Annotated in this window: 22 protein-coding genes; 5 read left to right on the forward strand and 17 right to left on the reverse strand. The window is 37.1% G+C overall.

The genetic code is table 11. The features are described from left to right. Window positions 1-23: 23 nt before the first annotated feature. From thrB to yutH, 7 genes are all read right to left on the reverse strand, one after another. Window positions 24-956 (reverse strand): homoserine kinase, encoded by a 933-nt coding sequence (gene thrB, locus MKY26_RS13225; RefSeq protein ID WP_095372023.1) that lies wholly within the window; start codon window positions 954-956, stop codon window positions 24-26. Continuing rightward, a complete protein-coding gene (gene thrC / locus MKY26_RS13230) occupies window positions 953-2,017 on the reverse strand; it encodes a threonine synthase (protein WP_322910426.1) in 1,065 nt (354 codons plus the stop codon). Before thrC ends, thrB begins: the two co-directional genes overlap by 4 nt. Continuing rightward, a complete protein-coding gene (locus MKY26_RS13235) occupies window positions 2,014-3,312 on the reverse strand; it encodes a homoserine dehydrogenase (RefSeq protein WP_307318364.1) in 1,299 nt (432 codons plus the stop codon). The genes thrC and MKY26_RS13235 overlap by 4 nt, the downstream gene beginning before the upstream one ends. Window positions 3,313-3,519: 207 nt before the next feature. Next, window positions 3,520-4,851, reverse strand: a complete 1,332-nt coding sequence (locus tag MKY26_RS13240) for a PepSY-associated TM helix domain-containing protein (RefSeq protein WP_341097873.1) — start codon at window positions 4,849-4,851, stop codon at window positions 3,520-3,522. Between the two features lie 30 nt (window positions 4,852-4,881). Next, window positions 4,882-5,451 (reverse strand): DeoR family transcriptional regulator, encoded by a 570-nt coding sequence (locus tag MKY26_RS13245; protein ID WP_095372019.1) that lies wholly within the window; start codon window positions 5,449-5,451, stop codon window positions 4,882-4,884. 294 nt (window positions 5,452-5,745) lie between these two features. Continuing rightward, the gene (locus MKY26_RS13250; protein ID WP_322910427.1) at window positions 5,746-6,708 is read right to left on the reverse strand and encodes a 2-hydroxyacid dehydrogenase; all 963 of its coding nucleotides are present in this window, start codon (window positions 6,706-6,708) and stop codon (window positions 5,746-5,748) included. A gap of 228 nt (window positions 6,709-6,936) precedes the next feature. Further along, a complete protein-coding gene (gene yutH / locus MKY26_RS13255; RefSeq protein ID WP_307318367.1) occupies window positions 6,937-7,956 on the reverse strand; it encodes a spore coat putative kinase YutH in 1,020 nt (339 codons plus the stop codon). A 186-nt stretch (window positions 7,957-8,142) separates the two neighbouring features. Between yutH and MKY26_RS13260 the strand changes: the two genes are divergently transcribed. Further along, entirely contained in the window at window positions 8,143-8,643 is a 501-nt protein-coding gene (locus MKY26_RS13260; protein WP_095373610.1) for a phosphatidylglycerophosphatase A family protein, read from the forward strand. Between the two features lie 214 nt (window positions 8,644-8,857). On the opposite strand, the gene MKY26_RS13265 is transcribed toward MKY26_RS13260, so the two are convergent. Next, entirely contained in the window at window positions 8,858-9,625 is a 768-nt protein-coding gene (locus MKY26_RS13265) for a TIGR01457 family HAD-type hydrolase (RefSeq protein WP_095372017.1), read from the reverse strand. A gap of 11 nt (window positions 9,626-9,636) precedes the next feature. Further along, the gene (locus tag MKY26_RS13270; RefSeq protein WP_095373609.1) at window positions 9,637-10,074 is read right to left on the reverse strand and encodes a DUF86 domain-containing protein; all 438 of its coding nucleotides are present in this window, start codon (window positions 10,072-10,074) and stop codon (window positions 9,637-9,639) included. Between the two features lie 160 nt (window positions 10,075-10,234). Here MKY26_RS13270 and MKY26_RS13275 point away from each other — a divergent pair, with 160 nt between their 5' ends. Together MKY26_RS13275 and MKY26_RS13280 are read left to right on the forward strand one after the other, a co-directional pair. Next, on the forward strand, window positions 10,235-10,501 hold the full coding sequence (locus tag MKY26_RS13275; protein WP_095372016.1) for a DUF3055 domain-containing protein: 267 nt from the start codon (window positions 10,235-10,237) through the stop codon (window positions 10,499-10,501). A 92-nt stretch (window positions 10,502-10,593) separates the two neighbouring features. After that, window positions 10,594-10,851, forward strand: coding sequence for a hypothetical protein (locus MKY26_RS13280; protein WP_251163570.1), 258 nt, complete (start codon window positions 10,594-10,596; stop codon window positions 10,849-10,851). Between the two features lie 44 nt (window positions 10,852-10,895). Here the strand turns inward: MKY26_RS13280 and MKY26_RS13285 are convergent, their stop codons facing one another. Beyond that, on the reverse strand, window positions 10,896-11,171 hold the full coding sequence (locus MKY26_RS13285; RefSeq protein WP_095372014.1) for a YutD family protein: 276 nt from the start codon (window positions 11,169-11,171) through the stop codon (window positions 10,896-10,898). A 158-nt stretch (window positions 11,172-11,329) separates the two neighbouring features. On the opposite strand from MKY26_RS13285, the gene MKY26_RS13290 reads away from it, so the two are divergent. Continuing rightward, a complete protein-coding gene (locus MKY26_RS13290) occupies window positions 11,330-11,914 on the forward strand; it encodes a YhcN/YlaJ family sporulation lipoprotein (RefSeq protein ID WP_095372013.1) in 585 nt (194 codons plus the stop codon). 55 nt (window positions 11,915-11,969) lie between these two features. Here MKY26_RS13290 and lipA read toward each other — a convergent pair whose 3' ends face one another. Next, on the reverse strand, window positions 11,970-12,890 hold the full coding sequence (gene lipA / locus MKY26_RS13295; protein ID WP_095372012.1) for a lipoyl synthase: 921 nt from the start codon (window positions 12,888-12,890) through the stop codon (window positions 11,970-11,972). A 251-nt stretch (window positions 12,891-13,141) separates the two neighbouring features. Between lipA and MKY26_RS13300 the strand changes: the two genes are divergently transcribed. Then, a complete protein-coding gene (locus MKY26_RS13300; protein WP_095373608.1) occupies window positions 13,142-14,074 on the forward strand; it encodes a M23 family metallopeptidase in 933 nt (310 codons plus the stop codon). Window positions 14,075-14,181: 107 nt separating this feature from the next. Here MKY26_RS13300 and MKY26_RS13305 read toward each other — a convergent pair whose 3' ends face one another. The 6 genes from MKY26_RS13305 to MKY26_RS13330 form a co-directional block, all read right to left on the reverse strand. After that, window positions 14,182-14,886 (reverse strand): ABC transporter ATP-binding protein, encoded by a 705-nt coding sequence (locus MKY26_RS13305; RefSeq protein WP_095372011.1) that lies wholly within the window; start codon window positions 14,884-14,886, stop codon window positions 14,182-14,184. Further along, entirely contained in the window at window positions 14,873-15,664 is a 792-nt protein-coding gene (locus MKY26_RS13310) for an ABC transporter ATP-binding protein (RefSeq protein ID WP_095372010.1), read from the reverse strand. The genes MKY26_RS13305 and MKY26_RS13310 overlap by 14 nt, the downstream gene beginning before the upstream one ends. A gap of 1 nt (window position 15,665) precedes the next feature. Then, a complete protein-coding gene (locus MKY26_RS13315; protein ID WP_340976354.1) occupies window positions 15,666-16,607 on the reverse strand; it encodes a branched-chain amino acid ABC transporter permease in 942 nt (313 codons plus the stop codon). 5 nt (window positions 16,608-16,612) lie between these two features. Then, on the reverse strand, window positions 16,613-17,488 hold the full coding sequence (locus MKY26_RS13320; protein ID WP_095372008.1) for a branched-chain amino acid ABC transporter permease: 876 nt from the start codon (window positions 17,486-17,488) through the stop codon (window positions 16,613-16,615). A 241-nt stretch (window positions 17,489-17,729) separates the two neighbouring features. Further along, window positions 17,730-18,917, reverse strand: a complete 1,188-nt coding sequence (locus MKY26_RS13325; RefSeq protein WP_095373607.1) for an ABC transporter substrate-binding protein — start codon at window positions 18,915-18,917, stop codon at window positions 17,730-17,732. Between the two features lie 480 nt (window positions 18,918-19,397). Continuing rightward, a complete protein-coding gene (locus tag MKY26_RS13330; protein ID WP_095372007.1) occupies window positions 19,398-20,969 on the reverse strand; it encodes a Na+/H+ antiporter NhaC family protein in 1,572 nt (523 codons plus the stop codon). Window positions 20,970-21,128 lie beyond the last annotated feature (159 nt).

Raw genomic sequence — 21,128 nt, forward strand, 5'->3', positions numbered from 1 at the left:
CCTACTTAATTAAAAAAGCGATGTCACATGACATCGCTTTTTATTTTTGAACTATTTTCTTTATAAATACGACTACCGATTAAATCCATTTGCAATGGAACTACTTTCATTCCATGTAAACCTGCACTCAAGAGCGTTGCCAGTTTTTGTCCTTCCCCATCACGAGCTAAGCATAATATAGTCGGTCCTGCGCCACTTAGTGCTACACCAAGTGCTCCATTCGCCATTGCAACTTTTTCTACTCCTTCAAGCTCTGGTACAATTTCTTTACGATAAGGTTGATGATAAAGATCTTTCATCATCATTTTACCCGCTTGTTCATAATCCCCACTAATAAGTGAAGCAATAAATACATTGCCAATTGCCCCTGCGTGAACAGCCTGTTTATAAGAAAGTTCCGTTGGCAATACTTGGCGCGATTTCTTCGTTAATAATTCAGATGTTGGGATACAAACGACAAAATCAACTTGAAGGTGGTATAGTGATAAAGCGTCTACACCATCATCTGTTTGACTACCGATTAGCAATCCTCCAAGCAGGGAAGCACCGACATTATCGGGATGTCCTTCTATTTCAGTTGCCCATTCGAGCTTTTGTTGTTTTGTTAATCGTAAATCACATAATGTATCAGCAAGTTCGATTCCAGCAACAATCGCTGCCGCACTTGAACCTAACCCTCTAGCAATGGGGATATCACTGCTCACCGTTAATCGACAAGGTGGGCATTCCTGATTGTATTTCTTTGCTGTTTGCATAGCCACTTGAATAATGTAATTCCGCTCATCTGTTGGAAACGTCATCAATCCTTCCGAAAGAGGAATGACTTCCCATTGATCATGGGTTGTTACCTCAAGTCGCAAATACAAATTGAGAGCCAAACCAATGGAATCAAAGCCTGGCCCTAAATTTGCTGTACTAGCAGGTACTTCAATGACTAGCATTTCACCTGCCATCATACGTGGACAACTCCCTTTATATGCGCTGCCACAGCTTGCTCATCATTTGGCAATTTCACAGGTTGAACGGGACTCGCATCAATCGCCGTATTCGGATCTTTCAATCCATTTCCAGTTAAAACTGCTACTACTTTTGTTTGATGCTTAATTTCTCCATTACGTAATTGCTTATATACTCCTGCAAGAGAGGCACATGATGCCGGTTCAGCGAAAATCCCCTCTGATGAAGCTAATTTTCTATACATACAAAGAATCTCTTCGTCACTGACTTCATCAATTTTACCTTGCGATTCTTTCGCTGCATTCACAGCTAAATCCCAGCTTGCTGGATTACCGATACGGATAGCTGTAGCAACTGTTTCAGGGTTTTCAAAAACACGATTATGAACAATAGCTGCTGCACCCTCTGCTTCAAATCCATGCATTTTTGGTAGGCCTGTTTGTTTAGCTTGATGATATTCTTTAAACCCTTTCCAGTAAGCGCTAATATTGCCCGCGTTTCCAACTGGTAAGGCGAGAATATCTGGCGCCTTCCCACCTAACTGATCACAAATTTCAAATGCTGCTGTTTTTTGCCCCTCAAGACGATAAGGGTTTACAGAGTTTACCAATGTAACAGCTTCTGTTTCACTAATTTTTCTAACCATTGATAAAGCTTGATCAAAATTCCCTTCAATTGAAACCACTTCTGCCCCGTACATGACTGCCTGTGCTAATTTTCCCATAGCGATTTTTCCTTCAGGAATCACGACAATACATCTTAGACCAGATCTCGCTGCATAGGCTGCTGCCGCTGCTGAAGTATTACCTGTAGATGCACAAATAATTGCTTCACTTCCAGCTTCTTTCGCTTTAGCTACAGCCATAACCATACCGCGGTCTTTAAATGAACCTGTTGGGTTTGCTCCTTCTGTTTTCACATATAAATCAATGCCCCAATCTCTTGAAAGGTTATCTAACCGAATTAAAGGAGTGTTGCCTTCATTTAGTGTTAGCATCGGAGTATTTTCAGTTATTGGTAAAAAATCTTTATATGATTGTAATAAGCCTTCCCATCTCATCGTTTGGCTCCTCCTTCTACACGATACGAACTTTTAATCTCTTTTACTGCCTCTAAGTCTCTTAAATGAAGCATAATATTTTCATAGTCTTCTAACGATGCTTGGTGTGTAACCACTACAATTTCAGCTAGTTCTTTCTCTTTGACAGGTACTTGTAGAATCTTCTCGAAACTCACACCTCTTTGCGAGAAGATATTTGTGATATTAGCGAAAACACCGACTTCATCACTTACATGTAAGCGCAGGAAGTATTTGGCGAAAATTTCATTATCGTCTTTTAATTTCTTCTCAAACTGTGGAACTGCCGCACTTCTTCCATTAACTCCTAATCTCATATTCTTCATGACTGCAACCAAGTCTGAAACAACAGCTGTTGCTGTAGGTAAGCTTCCCGCTCCTGGACCATAAAACATTGTTTCACCCACTGCCTCACCATACACATATACGGCGTTATATTCATCCTGTACACCCGCAAGTGGATGGGTTTCTGCTAACATCGTCGGTTGTACACTCACTTCTACTTTTTCGCCTTCTCGGTGAGCGATCCCAATTAATTTCATTGAATAGCCGAGTTGCTTCGCATATTGTAAATCTTCTTCCGTGATTTCCGTAATCCCGTTAACCTTCACATCATCTAAATCAATATTCATAGAGAAGCCTAATGTTGATAGAATGGCCATTTTTCTAGCTGCATCTAACCCTTCTACATCAGCAGTAGGGTCACTTTCTGCATAACCAAGTGCTTGTGCCTCTTTTAGAACCTCTTCGTAAGCACTGCCCTCTTTACTCATTTTTGTCAAAATAAAGTTTGTCGTGCCGTTAACAATGCCCATCATTTTCGTAATGCGGTCAGATGCTAAACCATCTACTAGCCCTCTTAAAATAGGAATACCACCAGCTACACTTGCTTCATAAAATAAGTCACATTGATTTTCCGAAGCAGATTGTAATAATTCCGGCCCATAAACCGCCATTAAATCCTTATTAGCTGTCACAATATGCTTATGGTGATTGATTGCTTCTTGGAGATAATCCTTCGTTTTCTCCAGTCCACCCATCACTTCGATGACTACATCTATATTATCGTTCTTTAAGATATCATCAGGGTTCGCTGTAAGTAGCTCTGGGTTTATTTCTACCTCTCGCTCTTTATCTAACTCTCTCACCAGAATTTTACTCACCTTTACCGGGCATCCAATTTGATGCATAAGCTTATCCTGGTTTCTTTCAATGATTTTTACTACACCTGAACCTACTGTGCCCAAACCTAATAAACCGATCGAGATTGCTTCCATTTCCGTTCCCCCTTAGATTGTTCTTATAGAAAGTACATTTGTATTTGTATAGTAGACATTATAGACCTGTTTCTTGTCTTTGACAATAGGAGAACGTAGTTTTTTCTATTTTTCTATTAACGCTTTATCTTATAAAAATTTATAGAATCCGACTCTTGAAAATAAAAAAAGACATTTTCATAAAAACTGAAAATGTCTTCATCCTGCTTATTCTTTATTTTTTTTCACAAAAATAACTATACATTCAATAAGTGCCACGATAATGAGGGATATACCAAATAAAGGCATCAGTATACCTAAAAGGACCATTAACACTATAAAACCAATGGATAGTCCTTTGAAATTTTTCGGTGGTGCAGAAAACTTGTCTTTTTTCTTCCGCGAAAGCCATGTTTTAAAACCCAAAAAAATAACAAAAAGAAAAGCAAGACAAACTACTAAGTTTAAAACCTTATTTGGCCAGCCAAATAAATGACCTTCATGTAATGGAATCCCCCATGTAAACCATTTTTGCAAAAGATTATAATCCTCATAATTAACAGCGGCGATGTATTCACCGGAATATTGGTCAAAGTAAGTAGTCATTTCTTCTGACGGACTCACATCCAAACCCGTCACACCGGAATTGCTTCCTTTAGAAACGATATAAACACCGTCATCAGCAGAAGGATAAACAATAGAATAAGGTTTACTAATATTTTCACTTTCCACTTCATCTATTAATTGCCCTACTGAAATCATAAACTCATTATGTTCACTCTGAGAGGATCCTCCGTGATGATGGGCATGAGGATCATCAGATGCTGGGGTTTCCTCTTGCCTTGTCGCCCACGGGATCTCATTAATATCAGATGTTGGTGGATTTAATTCCAGTTCAGGTGCATTATTACTGGCAGTTGTATAGATTATATTCCCCATAACCGCAGACCACGGTAAGCCCGTGAAAATAATAACTACCATTGGAATGGTAATGATTACACCTATAAGTGCATGTAATTTTTTATTACGAAAGTTCTTAGAACCATTTGCTTTTCTCGTTAAGATCTTCCCTTTAAAAGTCATATACAACCCACTGATTAGTAGAAAGATGGCCCAACAGGCCGCTAGTTCAACTAAATAATTGACCGGTGTTCCTCCTACAAATAGGGAGCTATGTATGCTACGCATCACATTTGAGTATGTATTGGCTGCATTCTGACTCCCAACAATTTGGTTTTGTTCATCAAGGAAAACATACTTTTGCTCCCCAGCCTCATCTGTTAAAGTTAAACGAGTATTATATGGCTCCTCCATGATACTAATCTTTGTAACAGCAAACCCATGAAAGTCTTTTTCAACTTTCTCAATTCCTTCTTCTATCGTTAATTGTTCATTGCTTTCACTATCTCCAAAGAATAAATCATCATATAATTGATTTTCGACTTCTGGAAAAAACAAATAACCAATTCCTGAAAGAGTTAATGTAATAAGTAAGGGAGCAATAAAAATCCCCGCAAAAAAATGCCATCTCCAAAAACGATTATAAAATCCCTTTTTCATCTTGTATGCTCCTACTCTATAATCATAAAATTAGTTCGAATGACAACAGCCACCAGACATTTGCTTCACAATTTCTTTTATCGCTTCTTCAAACGGTAAGATTTCTCCGCCAAACCCTTGTTGGAATTGTTTGGCATGTTTATAAGAATTGAAACAAATCACTTGAGGGTGGCAGCAATTTAAATCAAGGTCAGCATTAATTAAATACAATGCTGCTTTTGCGCTCATCGTCGTATCTTTTAAGAAGTCTCTACAAATAATTTGTGTCACATCTTCCTTAATATCTTCATAACGTAATAATCCACAATGAGGACAACATGTTTGCTCAATCACATCATTCTCTCTGATGATTTGCACTGATAATCTTGCTTGCAATGGTTTCAAACAATAAGTACATTGGTTCTCTTTCGTTATATTTCTTGGAATGAGTGCAATCCCGTTAGATGTTTTAATGATTTTATCCTGTTTCAATAATGGTTTTATATCTCGATAAACTGTCATTTCTGATACGCCTAGTCTCTTACTAATTGTCGAAACTTTTAATGATCCTTCTTTCTCTAGCCAATCTATCATTTTTTCTCTTCTTTCAATTGGCAACATGAAATCCCTCCTCAAAAATATTTATGTTAGTAAAAGTGAATTCATAACGAATAATAACATAAAATCACATATTTTCATTAGTTACTCTAAACAATTACTAAAAGGTTTGCTATCTATACACACTCTCTTCATATATATTGGTTTTTTTTCACATTTCAAAAAACACCATGATGAAAAAGAAATGTACTTGTGGATTATTTTTTAGGAGCATAAAGATAAATGAAATGTCAAAAACCCGTGTGCTATAACGCCCACGGGTTTTAACCTACTCGTTTAATTTACAAAGATGGTTTATTATTTTACTGGTGTAAGTGGAGTCCTATCTGAAAATACTTGGTCAATGTTCTGTACGCATAATTCCATCATTTTATATCTTGTTTCAGTTGTTGCACTTCCAATATGAGGTAATGCGACTACTTGTTTTAATTGCAATAGAGGATGCTCTCCTGAGATTGGTTCTTCTGAGAACACATCTAATCCAGCTCCGGCAATTTCACCCTCTACTAAGGCAGAGTAGAGATCATCTTCATTGACTACTGGTCCACGTGAGGCATTCACAAAAATAGCTGAAGGTTTCATTTGCTGAAAGACTTCTTTTGTAAAAAGATTTTTTGTTTCAGTTGTTAAAGGCGTTAAACAGACGATAAAATCAGATTGACTGACAAGTTCTTCAAATGAAACATACTGAGCATGAAGTTCTTCTTCCGCTCTCTTTTTCCTCGAACGATTATAATAAAGGATATGCATATCAAATCCTTTTGCACGTTTAGCAACAACCTCACCAATACTCCCCATTCCAACAATTCCAATGGTTTTTCTATGGACGTCATGTCCAGCTAATAGCAGTGGACTCCAGCTTTTCCACTGATTATTTTTCACATATTCTGCCGCTTCAATCATTCTCCTTGCCGTAGCTAATAATAATGAAAAGGTCAGATCAGCCGTTGATTCTGTCAGGACATCAGGTGTATTAGTGATTATTACATTCGCGCGCTCTGCCGCTTGTATATCTATGTTGTCATAACCAACTGCCATATTGGCCACAACCTTTAATTTCGGGGCATGTTGAAATAATTCCTCATCTACTTTTTCTGATAACATTGTCATTAAGCCTTCTGCATCTTTCACCTTTTCGAGCAACACATGACGAGGGATTACTACATCCTCCTTGTCCCACATCTCAACATCGTATTTTGCTTGTAATGGCTCAATGACCTCATTTGGAAGTTTCCTTGTAATAAACAATTTCTTACCCATTCTCTCACCACTTCCCATTTTCTTTTCATTATAGGCAAATTTTTCATTTGGTGGAAGTAATTTCGCTTGGTAAGAAAGCACGATCCAGCTTGAATTAGGCTCGTGCTTATAGAATGATTGCTCTTTAGCTTAAGGTGAAGACTCATCTTAATTGGGAATGAAGGTGTGCTTATTTCAGATTTCTCCACACTTTCCAACTTTGTTGACTGATGAAGTGGAAATAATATTTTATTTCGATACCAACCATTCAGGCATAGGAATATACCACTGTTTAGATACTTCCTGATGGTTTACGATTTCAAAAAAACGCGATATGAATTGTTCATATTCTGGCGATTGGTGCAAATACTTTTCTAATTTTTCCTTCAGAATATTTCGTTCTTGTTCTGTTTGTGCACCGTAATAGCTTTCGACGCATTCAAAATAATGAAGTGGGAACATCATTCTCGCATAATATAAACGCCATGAAAAACTTGACAATGGACTGATCGATTCATATTCTTCAACAAACTTTCTTACATCTGGTTGATAGGTTTTTATATTCTTGAAGTACTTCTCTCTCGTCCATTCGGCTAAATCTCTTGTGGCATGGTCAAATACCCAATCAAAAGGGTTTTTCACATAATATTGTTCTCCCCATGTACGATTAGAAAATCTCTCATGGCAGACAGTGCCAGTATCAGTCATCATCGGTTCATCATCAAATTCCGTATCAACAATATATTGAATCGCATTTTCAGCCATTCCCATGTAATAAGGAAATGATTCTAAAAATAGGCGGTCAAATTCACTTTCTCCATCAAATTGAAATACCATATCATTCCATACCTTTTCCATTTGATCGAGTCTTGTTTCCCACAGTGTTTTCCATTGACCGATTCGACTTGTTTGTTCCACTGCAAAATTAACCGTTCTCCCTCGAAAGTGGAATTTTGCCAACTTCCTGCCGAAATGTCCTTCTTTTCTTGGCTGTAAACGTTGATTACTTAAAACTGCATATCTCGCTTCCTCCCACTCAGTATAAGGCTTTCCTTCTGTTGTTTTTTTAAATCCAGCAATATTCTTATCCCCACTCATTCTTAAATGCTCTGCAATTTGATCCAGTTCAGTTAGCGCCTCTTCTTTTAAATGATTCGCAGGGACTAATATATACACTTCATTTTGTGATTTACAAGCATTATAATGATCAAATCGAAACTCTTCTTCCGCCTGAATATTATATTTTTCCTTGAGTAAACGTCTTAACATTCGTCATAACCCCCTTTTAATCAAGCTAAATAGATGCATTTTATTCAAATATATGAAAAAATAGCTAAAACTTGTTGATTTATTTTTAGGGGATATGATGGTTTGAAAGTTCGCAAGCTATCATTACTATCATATATTAGTAAAGAGCAGCATAAAGCGAATAAAATTATAGAAAAAGGTGAACTCATGAGTGAAGAAAAAGCAATTACTTTAACAGAGAAAACAGCAAGAAAATGGCTCAAAGAACGAGGAGTAGAGATTGTTGATATTGCTGAGTTAGTGTATTTTCTTCAAGAGAAATATCATCAAAACTTGAAAATAGAAACATGTATCGACAATGTAGAAAGAGTATTATCCAAACGTGAAGTGCAAAACGCCATTCTCACCGGTATCCAATTAGATATGCTTGCAGAAGAAAAGAAATTAATGGAACCACTGCAATCCATTATTGAAACAGATGAAGGATTATATGGTGTTGACGAAGTTTTAGCGCTATCAATTGTAAATGTGTATGGTTCAATCGGAATGACCAATTTTGGTTATGTAGATAAATTAAAACCCGGTATCTTAGGTCCATTAAATGATAAAAACTCTGAAAGATGCCATACTTTTTTAGATGATATTGTTGGTGCCATTGCTGCTGCGGCTTCTAGTCGCCTTGCCCACCGTGCGCATCATGTGGAATAGATAGAAGAAAAATAGTAGGACATCACTTTATAGTGAGCCTGCTATTTTTATTTTACTCGCCTTTATATTACTGCAGAGTTTTAGATAAATTTGTTGTTATAAAAAGCGTTCATGTTCACTCGCATGACTGTCTATAATCGTCTTCTGCATCAACATCTATTCCAACAATATAAAAAACAGCAAGTACATCTTTCGTACTGCTGTTCTTCATTTCTTATAAGTATTCCCACTGATTTAGTGTATCCACAACAAAGGTTGGTTGCTTGTCGTAGCCTTTTAAAAGTTCCTTCGTTGTTACGCCTGTATGAACCAATAATGTGTCTAAACCAGCATTCATTCCTGCCTTGATATCTGTATCATAGTTATCTCCAACCATCAATGTATGAGCTTTATCTGTGCCTAATACTTTTAACGCTTGCTCCATAATAATCGCTTCTGGCTTGCCAATAAAAGTTGGAATAGTTTGCGTCGATACACTAATGACTGAGGTTAATGAGCCATTTCCAGGTAAAAGTCCTCTTTCAGTTGGAATGGCTATATCACCGTTTGTAGAGATAAAGGTAGCTCCATTTCTTACAGCCAAACAAGCCGTTGCAAGTTTCTCGTAGTTGATGTCACGATCGATTCCTGAAACAACATAATCGGCGTGCTCACCTGCAAAGTGAAAGCCCTTTTCTTCTAATGCCTGTCTAATCCCTTCTTCTCCGATCACAAATATAGACGCTTCGGGACTTCTTTGAAAAATATAATTCGCCGTTGCCATACTAGTTGTAAATACTTTATCTTCAGTCGCCTCAATGCCAAAATTTTGAAGTTTTTCAGCAACTTGTTTCGGTGTTCTAGATGAATTGTTTGTGACAAAAAGGTAGGGAATGCCTCTTTCTTTTAACCCTTGAATAAAGGAAACGGCTTCATGAATTAATTGTTTTCCTTTGTACATCGTCCCATCTAAATCAATTAAATAACCTTTATATTTTGTCATTTACTTTCCCCCTAATTTCTAAAAGCTGATACAGGACCAAGTTCTTTCATTAAATAGTCTCTAACAGCTGTAGGGAATTTTTTTAATTGAGCTAATTCTAATTGGAAGCTCTTGTTTAATTCATCATGTTGAATGCCTGTATAACTTTGCACTAATGGCTTACGGTAAGCAATAACCTTTTTATAGCTGATAGCCATTTCATGGTCAATGACTTTTTCATCTTCCAGAATATCAATAATATCTTCATAACTACCTGGGTCTCTCATAATAAAGCCATCAATCATTGCATTACCTACATCTAAGACCGCCTCAATAACCATATGGCTCAGTCTTTCAAGCGCAAGTTTCTCTATATCCGAATGAAGTGCTGTATGTTTCCCTAATAGTGATAGTTGTTTTTCCAAATAAACGAGGATTTCCTCAATTTTTTCTCGATCAACAAAATACATGTCCCTCACCTTTCTCATCCCATACTTCCTATCTATTGTATCTCATTCATAACAATGAAGAAAGTTCTCCCTTATGTGAGTATAAAATCAATTTCCTGTCTGCTAAGATTTTGTTATGATAAATGTAGCATGGATAGTTAGAAAGGGGTCTATACGTTAAATGACCGAAAGATTCTTTTTATATGATGATTTAGAAGATACAAAAACACGCTTTGTTAGTTTTATGGGTGAAAATCAACGCTTTGATTTAGCGCTTGTTCGTTCAGATCGGTATTATGGAAAACAACTTGTTCTTGATATTCAAGGAAGTCGTTTTGCTATTATTGGTACCGATGACCTTGAAGAAGAGGGTTATTTAGAACATGCTTTTCAATTGGAGAGCGAAGATGCAGAAGAGTTAAGAGCCTTTTTATATGAGGTCATTTAACCGATTGGATAATATTGATTGCTCCTGCAAATAGTATAAATGGGAGCGTAGCAAGGCTCTCATTTTTTCTCATATTATTAGGAGTGATATCAATGGATCAAAAAAAGAATTACTCGGATTTTGACAATGTTGAATCACAAAAGGAAAACCTCGCAGTGGAAGATTTACCTGAGGGCCCGTATGGTGCACCAAGAGGGAAGCATACACCTGTTGAGAATAAAAGTTCAGAGTGGGAAGAAGGTCAACACCAATCTAGTGCATTTGTTTATGAAAATCGGGAACTTCATGCTGACATTCCTAGAGAAATGCCTGGAGCACACGATCCCCATTCAGAAGCTTCAGATGAGTAATTTTAACAGAAAAAAAGCTGGACGAATAATTCGTTCAGCTTTTTCTATTGCTTCACTCTTTTTACAACGAAATAAGGACAACCAAAATTACAATATTCGTATAAATACTCTGTCAAAGTGCTAATTTTCGTATCATACGTCGCTTTTTGATTCTGATCGTCAAAAAAACCTCTTAGTCTTAGTTGGCCGTATCCCCAGTCACCTACAATATAATCATAACGATTTAATATTTCACTATATCGACCCCGAAAAGCTTCTTCATTAAATCCGTCTCTAATATCTTCAATTACTTCATAACAAGCGTTTTGTATACAAACCAATTGATCTCACCTCTTTTTCATTGGCTCACTAATTAAATTATAAAGAAAGTTAACGTTTATGTACAATAGTCCTATTTTAAATTATAACTGATTCACCATCAATTACTAAGGAAAAAAACGAAAGAATCGGAAAAGATATTGTTAAGGGGGTGTTTCTGATGAAAAAAATGATAATGTTCATCGGGATATCCAGTATGGTTGCTCTCACTGGATGTCAAGCAGCCGATCATTCCGCTAAAGGAGATATTTATCCCGAAAGTGGCAATACGGTTAATGTGAATGATCAGCGAACAGATATTTACAATACTAGTCAGCAAAATAGTGAAGATTTCGGATACGTTCGTCATCAAAAAAGTCCTATTTATGGAGAAAAGGTATCCAATGAACATTATGCTGCCATTAATCGTGAAAAAGTGGCTGATATTATCGGAAAATATTGTACTGAACTTCCTAATGTGGATGATGTATCTACATTAGTGACTGACAATGAAGTGTTAATTGTTTACAATACGGATTCAGATAATCGTGAATCAACTGCTACACAAGTACAAAAAATGGCAGAATCAGTTGTTCCCGGATGGTTTGATATTTATACCACTGACAATACCAATCTCCGCAAAGAAATAGAAAGTTATTCTACGATGGATGCAGATAGTGAGCACACACATTATGGTATTGATCAATTAACGAGTCAAATGAAAAAAGCCGATATTAACAAGTCTGAAAAGATGTCAAATAAGTAACGCTGTGAAATATCAAAAGAGGATTAGCTCCTTTAGCTAATCCCCTTTCTTGTGTTTACGCTTCTTTCGCGTCTACTTCACCCATTTGTTGTCTTTGCTTAGCTGCTGCATTTACTTGTTCATCTGCATGATAGGAAGAACGAACCATTGGACCTGCTTCACAATGGCTAAACCCTTTGGACATTGCAATTTCCCTTAATTCATTAAACTCATCTGGGTGATAATATTTTACAACTTTTATATGTTTTTTAGATGGTTGTAGATATTGACCAATCGTCATAATATCTACGTCATGTGCTCGCAAATCATCCATCGTTTGAATGATTTCTTCTTTTGTTTCCCCTAACCCAACCATTAAACTTGATTTGGTTGGAATTTCAGGTTGCATTTCTTTAGAACGTTGTAAAAATTCAAGTGATCGTTTATATGTAGCACGCGCTCTTACTCTTGGCGTCAGTCTTTCTACTGTTTCAATATTATGGTTTAAGATATCTGGTTTTGCATCCATTACTGTTTTAAGATTATCATATACCCCGCCCATATCAGAAGGTAAAACCTCTACAGTTGTAAATGGACTTTTTCTTCTAATGGCACGAATCGTTTCCGCTAAAATAGCTGATCCACCATCTTTTAAATCATCTCGCGCAACCACTGTAATAACTGCATGTTTTAAATTCATTAAAGCAACTGAATCAGCTACGCGTTCCGGTTCTTCCCAATCTAGCTCAGTTGGTAGCCCTGTTTTGACCGCACAAAAACGACAGGCTCTTGTACAAACAGAACCTAAGATCATAAATGTTGCTGTCCTTCTTACCGCCCAACATTCATGAATATTTGGGCATTTTGCCTCTTCGCATACAGTATGAAGATTCTTTTCTCTCATCATTTTCTTTAATCCGGTGTAGTTTTTATTAGTGTTTAACTTTATTTTTAACCAATCCGGCTTACGTAAATGTTCATCTTTCTTAGTCGTCATTCCTCTTCACTCCATCCCAGAATTTCAAAAAGACGCTTTTTTTATCATCATTTTTATCTAGAGAGTCTTACAGAAGCAACTTTAACACATGGAAGTAGATAGAACAACCTCGTTCATCAAAAACCTTCCAATATTTTATATTTATCGTTTTTCTATTTTATCACAAACTATAACAGTAATTAGAAGAGAAGGGAGGTTTATTGGTGCGAGTTTTCACATTACTTATCACCTTAACAACGGTCTTATCCTTAATGCAACCAGAAACGGCAGTAGCCTCCGAAATAGATGATATTTACGCAAAAAGAATGGCGCTTTATGAAAGAATTGAAACAGTCACGACCATTCCTTGGTATTATCTTGCTGCCATCGATCAATATGAAAGAAATGTAAGACAATCAAGAAGAGACTTACCTAAAGCTGAAGGGATTACTGGCATTTACTTTAAACCGGAGGAATGGGTTGGTTTCACAAACCCAAACATAAATGACGAAGACCCAAAGACGATAGAGTTTTTTAATGGTATTGGCTTTGATGGTGATGGTGACGGAAAAGCAAGTTTAGATAGTGATGACGATGTATTGTACGCATTTGCTAACTTTCTACTTCGTTATGGTACGGATTATGAGAACATTAAAATTGGTATTTGGAACTATTATAAACGTGATAAATCGGTCAGAATTATTATGGGGAAAGCAAAGCTTTATCAAAACTATGGGAGACTTAATTTAGATGAACATGTTTTTCCTGTCCCAATTGGTACTCATTATAGCTATCGAAGTACATGGGGAAGTGCAAGAGGTTGGGGTGGTAGAAGAATCCATGAAGGAACAGATATTTTTGCTGATTACGGCTTACCAGTTAGAGCTACCAGTTATGGTATTGTCGAAATGAAAGGCTGGAATAAATATGGTGGTTGGCGAATTGGTATTCGCGATATCAACAATAACTATCACTATTACGCTCACCTAAGTGGATTTTCTGATGATTTAAAAGTTGGTCAAATTGTTGAACCTGGAAAAGTTATTGGTGGTGTCGGTAGTTCTGGCTATGGACCAAAAGGGACTTCGGGAAAATTCCCTCCCCACCTCCATTATGGTATGTATAAGGATAATGGCTATACTGAATGGTCGTACGACCCATATCCTCATTTAAACCTTTGGGAAAGACAAGAAAGAGCAAAGTAAACGAGGAAGAGATGGCGCTTTCTTGTTAGAAGCGGCATCTAACTCCTCGTTTTTTGAATTTCGCTTGAGCAATGATCCATTACCCAATATTTTGTTAACGGTTCTTTTTATCCGCCCAAATAAGCCATACGGATTTCATCACTTTCTTGTAAATCTTTTGCTGATCCGGTGAGCACCACTTTTCCAGTTTCAAGGACATACCCTCTTTTCGCAATAGAGAGGGCCATATGCGCATTTTGTTCAACAAGTAAAATCGTTGTTCCATTTGTTTCATTAATTTCTTCTATAATACTGAAGATGGTCTTAACCATAATAGGGGCAAGGCCCATGGATGGTTCATCTAACAAAAGCAACTTAGGTCTAGCCATAATGGCTCTGCCCATCGCTAACATTTGTTGTTCTCCGCCTGATAAAGTTCCGGAAAGCTGTCCTTTTCTTTCGAATAATCGCGGGAAAAGTTCATAGACTTTCTGGATATCTTTTTGTACTTCTTTATCTTTTCTCACAAAAGCGCCTAGTTCTAAATTTTCTTCTACAGTCATATTCGAGAACACGCGTCTTCCCTCTGGTACATGCGATATCCCAGCCTTTACAATCGTTTGTGCTTGTTTACCAACAATCGATTGATTCTCATATTGAATCACGCCTTGCTTCGGCTTTAATAATCCTGATAACGTTTTTAATAGCGTGCTTTTCCCTGCTCCGTTTGCACCAATTAAAGTGACAATCTCTCCTTCTAATACCTCTAACGAGACGCCCTTTAATGCATGAATATTCCCATAGTAAACATCTATTCCATCAACCTTGAGCATCCGAAGAAACCTCCTCTCCGAGATAAGCCTCGATTACTTTTGGGTTACTTCTAATTTCTTCTGGCAACCCTTCAGCAATTAATTGCCCATGGTCAAGCACATAAATTCTTTCACATATCCCCATAACTAAATTCATATCGTGTTCAATTAAGAGTATCGTTAAATCAAACTTCTCTCTAATAAAGCGAATGAGCTCCATAAGGTCATGTGTTTCTTGTGGGTTCATACCGGCAGCCGGCTCATCTAACAGCAAAAGCTTTGGTCCAGCCGCTAATGCTCTTGCGATTTCTAATCGCCTTTGTTGTCCATATGGCAAGTTTTTAGCTAATTCATCCTTCACATGTTCGAGCTGAAAAATACGTAATAGTTCTATTGATTTGTCTTCCATTTCTTTTTCTCCGTTAAAATGAGAAGGCAACCGGAGAATCGAGCTTAACATCGAATGTTTCGCACGCGAATGATTCGCTACTTTTACATTATCTAACACAGAAAGATCATTGAATAAACGAATATTTTGAAACGTCCTACTGATTCCTTTCCTTGTCACCTGATAGGGAGGGAGTCCGTTTAAACGTACACCTTCTAAGAAAATATCTCCTTCAGTCGGCACGTAGACACCAGTTAATAGGTTGAAGCTGGTCGTTTTCCCTGCTCCGTTTGGACCAATCAAACCGATCAGTTCCCCTTGGTGAATTTCCAAATCGAATCCTGAAACAGCTTTTAAACCGCCAAAAGAAATACCAGCTTGATTGACTTTTAATAATGGTTGATTCTCCATTTTAGCTTCCTCCTTTCACGCTTTTACGTTTAAAGAGGTCCGTAATTTCCTTTGTCCCCAATAAACCTTGCGGACGGTAAAGCATAACTAGAATGAGCACGGCACTATAGATTATCATTCGTGTTTCAGGATAACTTTGTAAAAATGTGGAGATAATCGTTAACAAAATAGCCGAGATAACCGCCCCAGATAGACTGCCTAATCCCCCTAATACGACGAAAATGAGGATATCAAATGATTTCAAAAAACCAAATTGAACGGGTTGAATAATATAAAAATTATGAGCATATAACCCCCCTGCGATTCCTGCGAAAAAAGACCCAATGGCAAATGCCGCTACTTTATAATAGGTCGTATTAATACCCATCGCATCGGCAGCGATTTCATTTTCTCTAATCGATATACATGCGCGACCATGCCTTGAATTTGTAAAATTCACAATCACTAATACGGTAATAAATAAGCAGATGAAGGCTGAAGTCCAAGTTGTCATCTTTGTGATCTGCATACCTGCTGCTCCACCTACTGCATCAATATTTAAGAAAATGATGCGGATAATCTCTGCAAATCCTAATGTTGCAATCGCTAAATAATCACCACGTAACCTTAAAGAAGGTATCCCAACAATTAAGCCAGTTAAAGCGGCAACAATCCCACCAATAATAAGTGCAATAGGAAATGGGAGTGAAAGTTTCATCGTTACAATTGCTGAAATGTAAGCCCCAACAGCTAAAAAACCAGCATGTCCGATTGAAAATTGTCCTGTAATGCCAATAACTAAATGTAAACTGACGGCCAATATAATATTAATACAAATATAAACAAGTGTATTCACATGATAATTATTAATCATTCCAGTATTTGCAGCCATCTGAACTGCAAAATAAACAATAATGGAGAGAATAACAAACAACCAGAAACCTTTGATCTTCTTCGTATTCATCCTTTTTACACCTTCTCTCTTGCATTTTTACCAAAGATACCTGATGGCTTGAATAAAAGGATTAAAATGAGAATGACAAATGCTGCCGCGTCTCTCCATAAAGAGTAACCAAGGCCACTAACAACCGTTTCAACTACGCCTAACACAAGGCCACCAACCATCGCTCCAGGAATAATACCGATGCCACCTAGTACAGCTGCAACAAAAGCCTTTAATCCTGGAATCACGCCCATTAACGGTTCTATTTTTGTATAATACACACCAAAGAAAACACCTGCTGCCCCAGCCAAGGAAGAGCCAATAGCAAATGTGGCGGAAATGGTTGTGTTTACATTAATCCCCATCAACCTTGCAGCATCCATATCATGTGACACAGCCCGCATTGCTTTACCGATTTTGGTTTTATGAACAATAAATTGTAGAACAATCATTAGCACAATCGAAGTGCCTAAAATCATAAGTGATTGACTACTGATTTGTGCACCCAAAATATTAAAGGTTTGATTGCTAATGACTTCAGGATAAGCTTCTGGTTGTGCACCTCTAAAGTAAATAAATAAGTACTGTATAAATAAAGAAATCCCTATCGCTGTAATGAGGGCAGCAATTCGCGTAGAACCTCTCAACCTTCGATATGCTACTCGCTCAATTAACATACCCATCCCTGCACAGACAGCCATTGCAATAATTAAGGCAGGAAAGAATCCTAACCCCCAACCAGCAATCGCGTAAAAACCAACAAACGCCCCAATCATAAATACTTCACCATGGGCAAAGTTGATCAATTTGATAATTCCATAAACCATTGTATAGCCTAAAGCAATCAGTGCATAAATACTTCCTAACGATATCCCATTTACTAACTGTTGAATCCAATCCATGAATCCCCACTCCTCTTCAAATAACCCGAATAGCTTCAGATAGAGAGTGACAGCTAGCGAAAACGCTATGCTGAATATCTCCTCATAAGGTAATTTTTGACACGCTAATTTCAAAAAACTATTGCCCCTGAGCAATCTTGGACTATGAGATTATTAGCTATCACAACAGGAATTACCCTTTCATATCTGATAAAAAAAATGGAAGGCCCAATCGCTCCTCCCATTTTAATACAGCCTCATTTTAAGGATTTACTTTCGTTTTGAAGACTTGCTCCCCATCCTTATATTCCAATACAGTAGCTGATTTAATTGGGTTATGATCTTCATCAACTGAAATGATACCCGTTACAAGAGTTAAATCTTTCGTCTCAGATAAGGCATCTTTGATTTTCTTCGCATCACTTGTACTTTCAGCACGCTCCATGGCATCTTTCAACATATATACAGAGTCATAACCTAATGCATTAAAAGCATCCGGGGATGAGCCATTATATTTTTCACCAAACTTTGTTACAAAGGATTGAATTGTCTCGTCTGGATCACCCGAAGAATAATGGTTTGTTATAAATGTGTTATTTAAGGAATCCCCTCCGGCTAATTCAACTAGCTTTGGTGAATCCCAACCGTCAGCACCCATTAGCGGTACGTCAATACCCATTTCACGTCCTTGTTTGACAATAAGTCCTACTTCTTCATAATAACCAGGGATAAAAATAAATTCGGGATTAGCTGATTTAATTCTTGTAAGTGTGGACCTGAAATCAGTATCCTTCGCCACATACGATTCTTCGGCAACTATTTTCCCACCTGCTGCTTCGAAAGTTTCTTTAAAGGAAGCTGCTAAACCTTTTGCGTAATCACTTGCATTATCAGCATAGATAGCTACATTTTTAACTCCTAATTCATTGGCAGCAAAATTAGCTGCCACTGTTCCTTGGAAAGGATCAATAAACGATGTACGGAATACAAAATCATTTAAGCTTCCATCATCATTCACTGTTACATTCGGACTCGTACCTGAAGGAGAAAGCAATACCGTCTCTGAATTATTAGCCACTTGTGCTTGAGCAACTGTATTTCCACTTGTAGCAGACCCAATAATAGCTACGACATCATCATTTTCCGTTAATTTAATAGCTGCATTGGTTGCTTCTGCTGCATCCGATTTATTATCTACTTTTACAATTTCTATCTCTTTACCGTCGATTCCACCATCTTTATTAATTTCATCCACAGCCAATTCGATTCCTTCAGCAATTCCTTCACCATATGAGGCAACTGCACCAGAAAGTTCTAGGTTGGCACCTATCTTGACAGTATCACCAGACTCACCACCACCTGCACTATCACTACCACAGCCAGCAAGGAAACCTGCAGCTCCTATGGTAGAAGCTAAAAGAACAGCGGTCATTCTCTTTTTAAATAACATAATGATCCCCCTTTTTTTTGATTATTCCAACAACTAAGAGCATGGTTCAAATCCCCCATATAAACCCCACAAGAAAAGATACCACACAAAAAAAGTAGACTAAAATAACCAAAATGTAATATTTTTCTGATAATTGCTATAAATCTAAAAATAGTATAGTATCATTTTATTCATCTGTCAAAACAATCTTTGTGAATAATATTAATATTTAGAAATCTATTAATAGTTTAGAGCGTTAAAGGGTTTCTCTTTACTATGTTTTGTTTGTAAAACTCTATCATTATATTCATAAAATAATTAATAGTAGATAGGTATAATGTAGTTCAGTTAATTGTTAATAATTAGCAATTATAAATAACTAGCTACTTTTATATAAAGTAAAATAACTTTGCTTATGTAGTGATTTTAGACTTGTAGGATAGAAAAAGAGGAATGAACCGACGAGTTCATTCCTCCTTCCTATATTGTTCAAAAGAACTATTATATCATCTTCTCGGTTTTTGTACCGAACATTTTAACAACAAGGAAAATCCCCGCCATCATAACAATCAAAGCAGCTAATGCAATGATTACACTTCCACTTACACCCAAAATGATATAAGAGATGGCCGCAGCAACAGCTGCTGTAAAGGCATAAGGAAACTGTGTAATGACATGGTCAATCAAATTACTCCCTGCACCTGTGGCGGATAAAATAGAAGTATCAGAAATCGGTGAAGCATGATCTCCGAATACTGCACCTCCAAGTACAGCTGCCATTGCAGGAATCAGCAAGGATATATCTGTAGCTACAGCAATATCACCAGCTATTGGAAGAAGAATGCCAAATGATCCCCAAGATGTACCTGTACTAAATGCCATAAGTGCCGCAATAATAAATAGGATAACAGGGATAAAATCATGACTCAGATTCGATTGATTAATAACGCTAGCCAAGTATTCCCCTGTACCTAGTTGACTAATCAAATCTCCGAGTAACCAGGCAAAAATTAAGATCAATACTGATCCAAACATAGATTTCATCCCAACCCATGTAGCTTTCAAATAAAAATTACTCGTTAGTTTATCATCTTTCTTTAATACTTGAGCAAATTGTACGTAAGCAACAGCTAAACTCAATAATCCTCCGACAATTAATGATAAGGCCACATCTGTGTTTTCTAATAAGGATACTAACGACACATTCCCCTCTGCACCATTAATGCCTGTCCAAGCCATCATACTCACTGTTCCAATAAATAAAACAATGATTGGCCAAACAAGATGACCAACAGTCCCTTTCGTACTAATAGGTAATTCTTCTTGAACTTCGTCTTTCAACTGTTTCTTCTTATCAAATAGAATTCCTTGTTCAATAGCTTGTTTCTCATGTTTCTTCATCGGACCAAAGTCAATTTGCCCAACAACAATGATAAACACCATTATGATTGCCGCCCACACATAAAAATTTAACGGAATGATTTGCATGAAAGCAGAGAAAGCACTATAATCAGTTATTTTATGAGACACTAAAATCGAGCCAATTAAGGCGATAATTGATGCTCCCCAACTTGATATAGGCGAAATAACACATAAAGGTGCGGATGTTGAATCAATTAAATAAGCAAGCTTTACACGTGATACTTTTTGTCGATCGGTAACAGGTCGAGATACCTGTCCAACTGTTAGCGCATTAAAATAATCATCTATAAACAAAATCATACCTAAAACTACGGTTAATAACTGTGCACCCACTCTCGTTTTCACACGCTTCATTGCCCATTCACCAAAGGCACGACTACCACCCGATAGTGAAATAAATGCAGTAATGCTACCAAGAATAAGTAAGAATAATAGAATGAATATATTCCAAGTATTTAACCCTTCATCTGTTATAAAAAGTGCTATAAACGACGAGAAAAATATTTGTAGCGTATCTAGCGGTTGATATCCTCCAATTATGATAGCTGCTGTTAACGCCCCTAAACCAAGGGAGAGAATCACCCTTTTTGTTAGTATAACCAAAAGCATCGCTACCAAAGGTGGCAGCACAGAAATAAATGTACCTGTCATAAAAAGACCTCCTATTAGTATAGGAGCTATAGACATGAACGAATGCGTCTCATATCAATTAACGATCAGAGAAAGGTATCCTCCACTTTTCTTTGATCCTTAATTGATAATAAAAAAAGAGTAACGATAGAGATTCTATCATTACCCTTCAAGAAGTAA

Origin of the sequence: Cytobacillus sp. FSL R7-0680 (assembly GCF_038009245.1) — a bacterium.
Lineage (GTDB): Bacteria > Bacillota > Bacilli > Bacillales > Cytobacillaceae > Cytobacillus > Cytobacillus kochii.

Coding starts and splice junctions, on each gene's coding strand:
- thrB (WP_095372023.1), bottom strand. CDS start 956: ATGATGGCAGGTGAAATGCTAGTCATTGAAGTACCTGCTAGTACAGCA.
- thrC (WP_322910426.1), bottom strand. CDS start 2,017: ATGAGATGGGAAGGCTTATTACAATCATATAAAGATTTTTTACCAATA.
- MKY26_RS13235 (WP_307318364.1), bottom strand. CDS start 3,312: ATGGAAGCAATCTCGATCGGTTTATTAGGTTTGGGCACAGTAGGTTCA.
- MKY26_RS13240 (WP_341097873.1), bottom strand. CDS start 4,851: ATGAAAAAGGGATTTTATAATCGTTTTTGGAGATGGCATTTTTTTGCG.
- MKY26_RS13245 (WP_095372019.1), bottom strand. CDS start 5,451: ATGTTGCCAATTGAAAGAAGAGAAAAAATGATAGATTGGCTAGAGAAA.
- MKY26_RS13250 (WP_322910427.1), bottom strand. CDS start 6,708: ATGGGTAAGAAATTGTTTATTACAAGGAAACTTCCAAATGAGGTCATT.
- yutH (WP_307318367.1), bottom strand. CDS start 7,956: ATGTTAAGACGTTTACTCAAGGAAAAATATAATATTCAGGCGGAAGAA.
- MKY26_RS13260 (WP_095373610.1), top strand. CDS start 8,143: ATGAGTGAAGAAAAAGCAATTACTTTAACAGAGAAAACAGCAAGAAAA.
- MKY26_RS13265 (WP_095372017.1), bottom strand. CDS start 9,625: ATGACAAAATATAAAGGTTATTTAATTGATTTAGATGGGACGATGTAC.
- MKY26_RS13270 (WP_095373609.1), bottom strand. CDS start 10,074: ATGTATTTTGTTGATCGAGAAAAAATTGAGGAAATCCTCGTTTATTTG.
- MKY26_RS13275 (WP_095372016.1), top strand. CDS start 10,235: ATGACCGAAAGATTCTTTTTATATGATGATTTAGAAGATACAAAAACA.
- MKY26_RS13280 (WP_251163570.1), top strand. CDS start 10,594: ATGGATCAAAAAAAGAATTACTCGGATTTTGACAATGTTGAATCACAA.
- MKY26_RS13290 (WP_095372013.1), top strand. CDS start 11,330: ATGAAAAAAATGATAATGTTCATCGGGATATCCAGTATGGTTGCTCTC.
- lipA (WP_095372012.1), bottom strand. CDS start 12,890: ATGACGACTAAGAAAGATGAACATTTACGTAAGCCGGATTGGTTAAAA.
- MKY26_RS13300 (WP_095373608.1), top strand. CDS start 13,142: ATGCAACCAGAAACGGCAGTAGCCTCCGAAATAGATGATATTTACGCA.
- MKY26_RS13305 (WP_095372011.1), bottom strand. CDS start 14,886: ATGCTCAAGGTTGATGGAATAGATGTTTACTATGGGAATATTCATGCA.
- MKY26_RS13310 (WP_095372010.1), bottom strand. CDS start 15,664: ATGGAGAATCAACCATTATTAAAAGTCAATCAAGCTGGTATTTCTTTT.
- MKY26_RS13315 (WP_340976354.1), bottom strand. CDS start 16,607: ATGAATACGAAGAAGATCAAAGGTTTCTGGTTGTTTGTTATTCTCTCC.
- MKY26_RS13320 (WP_095372008.1), bottom strand. CDS start 17,488: ATGGATTGGATTCAACAGTTAGTAAATGGGATATCGTTAGGAAGTATT.
- MKY26_RS13325 (WP_095373607.1), bottom strand. CDS start 18,917: ATGTTATTTAAAAAGAGAATGACCGCTGTTCTTTTAGCTTCTACCATA.
- MKY26_RS13330 (WP_095372007.1), bottom strand. CDS start 20,969: ATGACAGGTACATTTATTTCTGTGCTGCCACCTTTGGTAGCGATGCTT.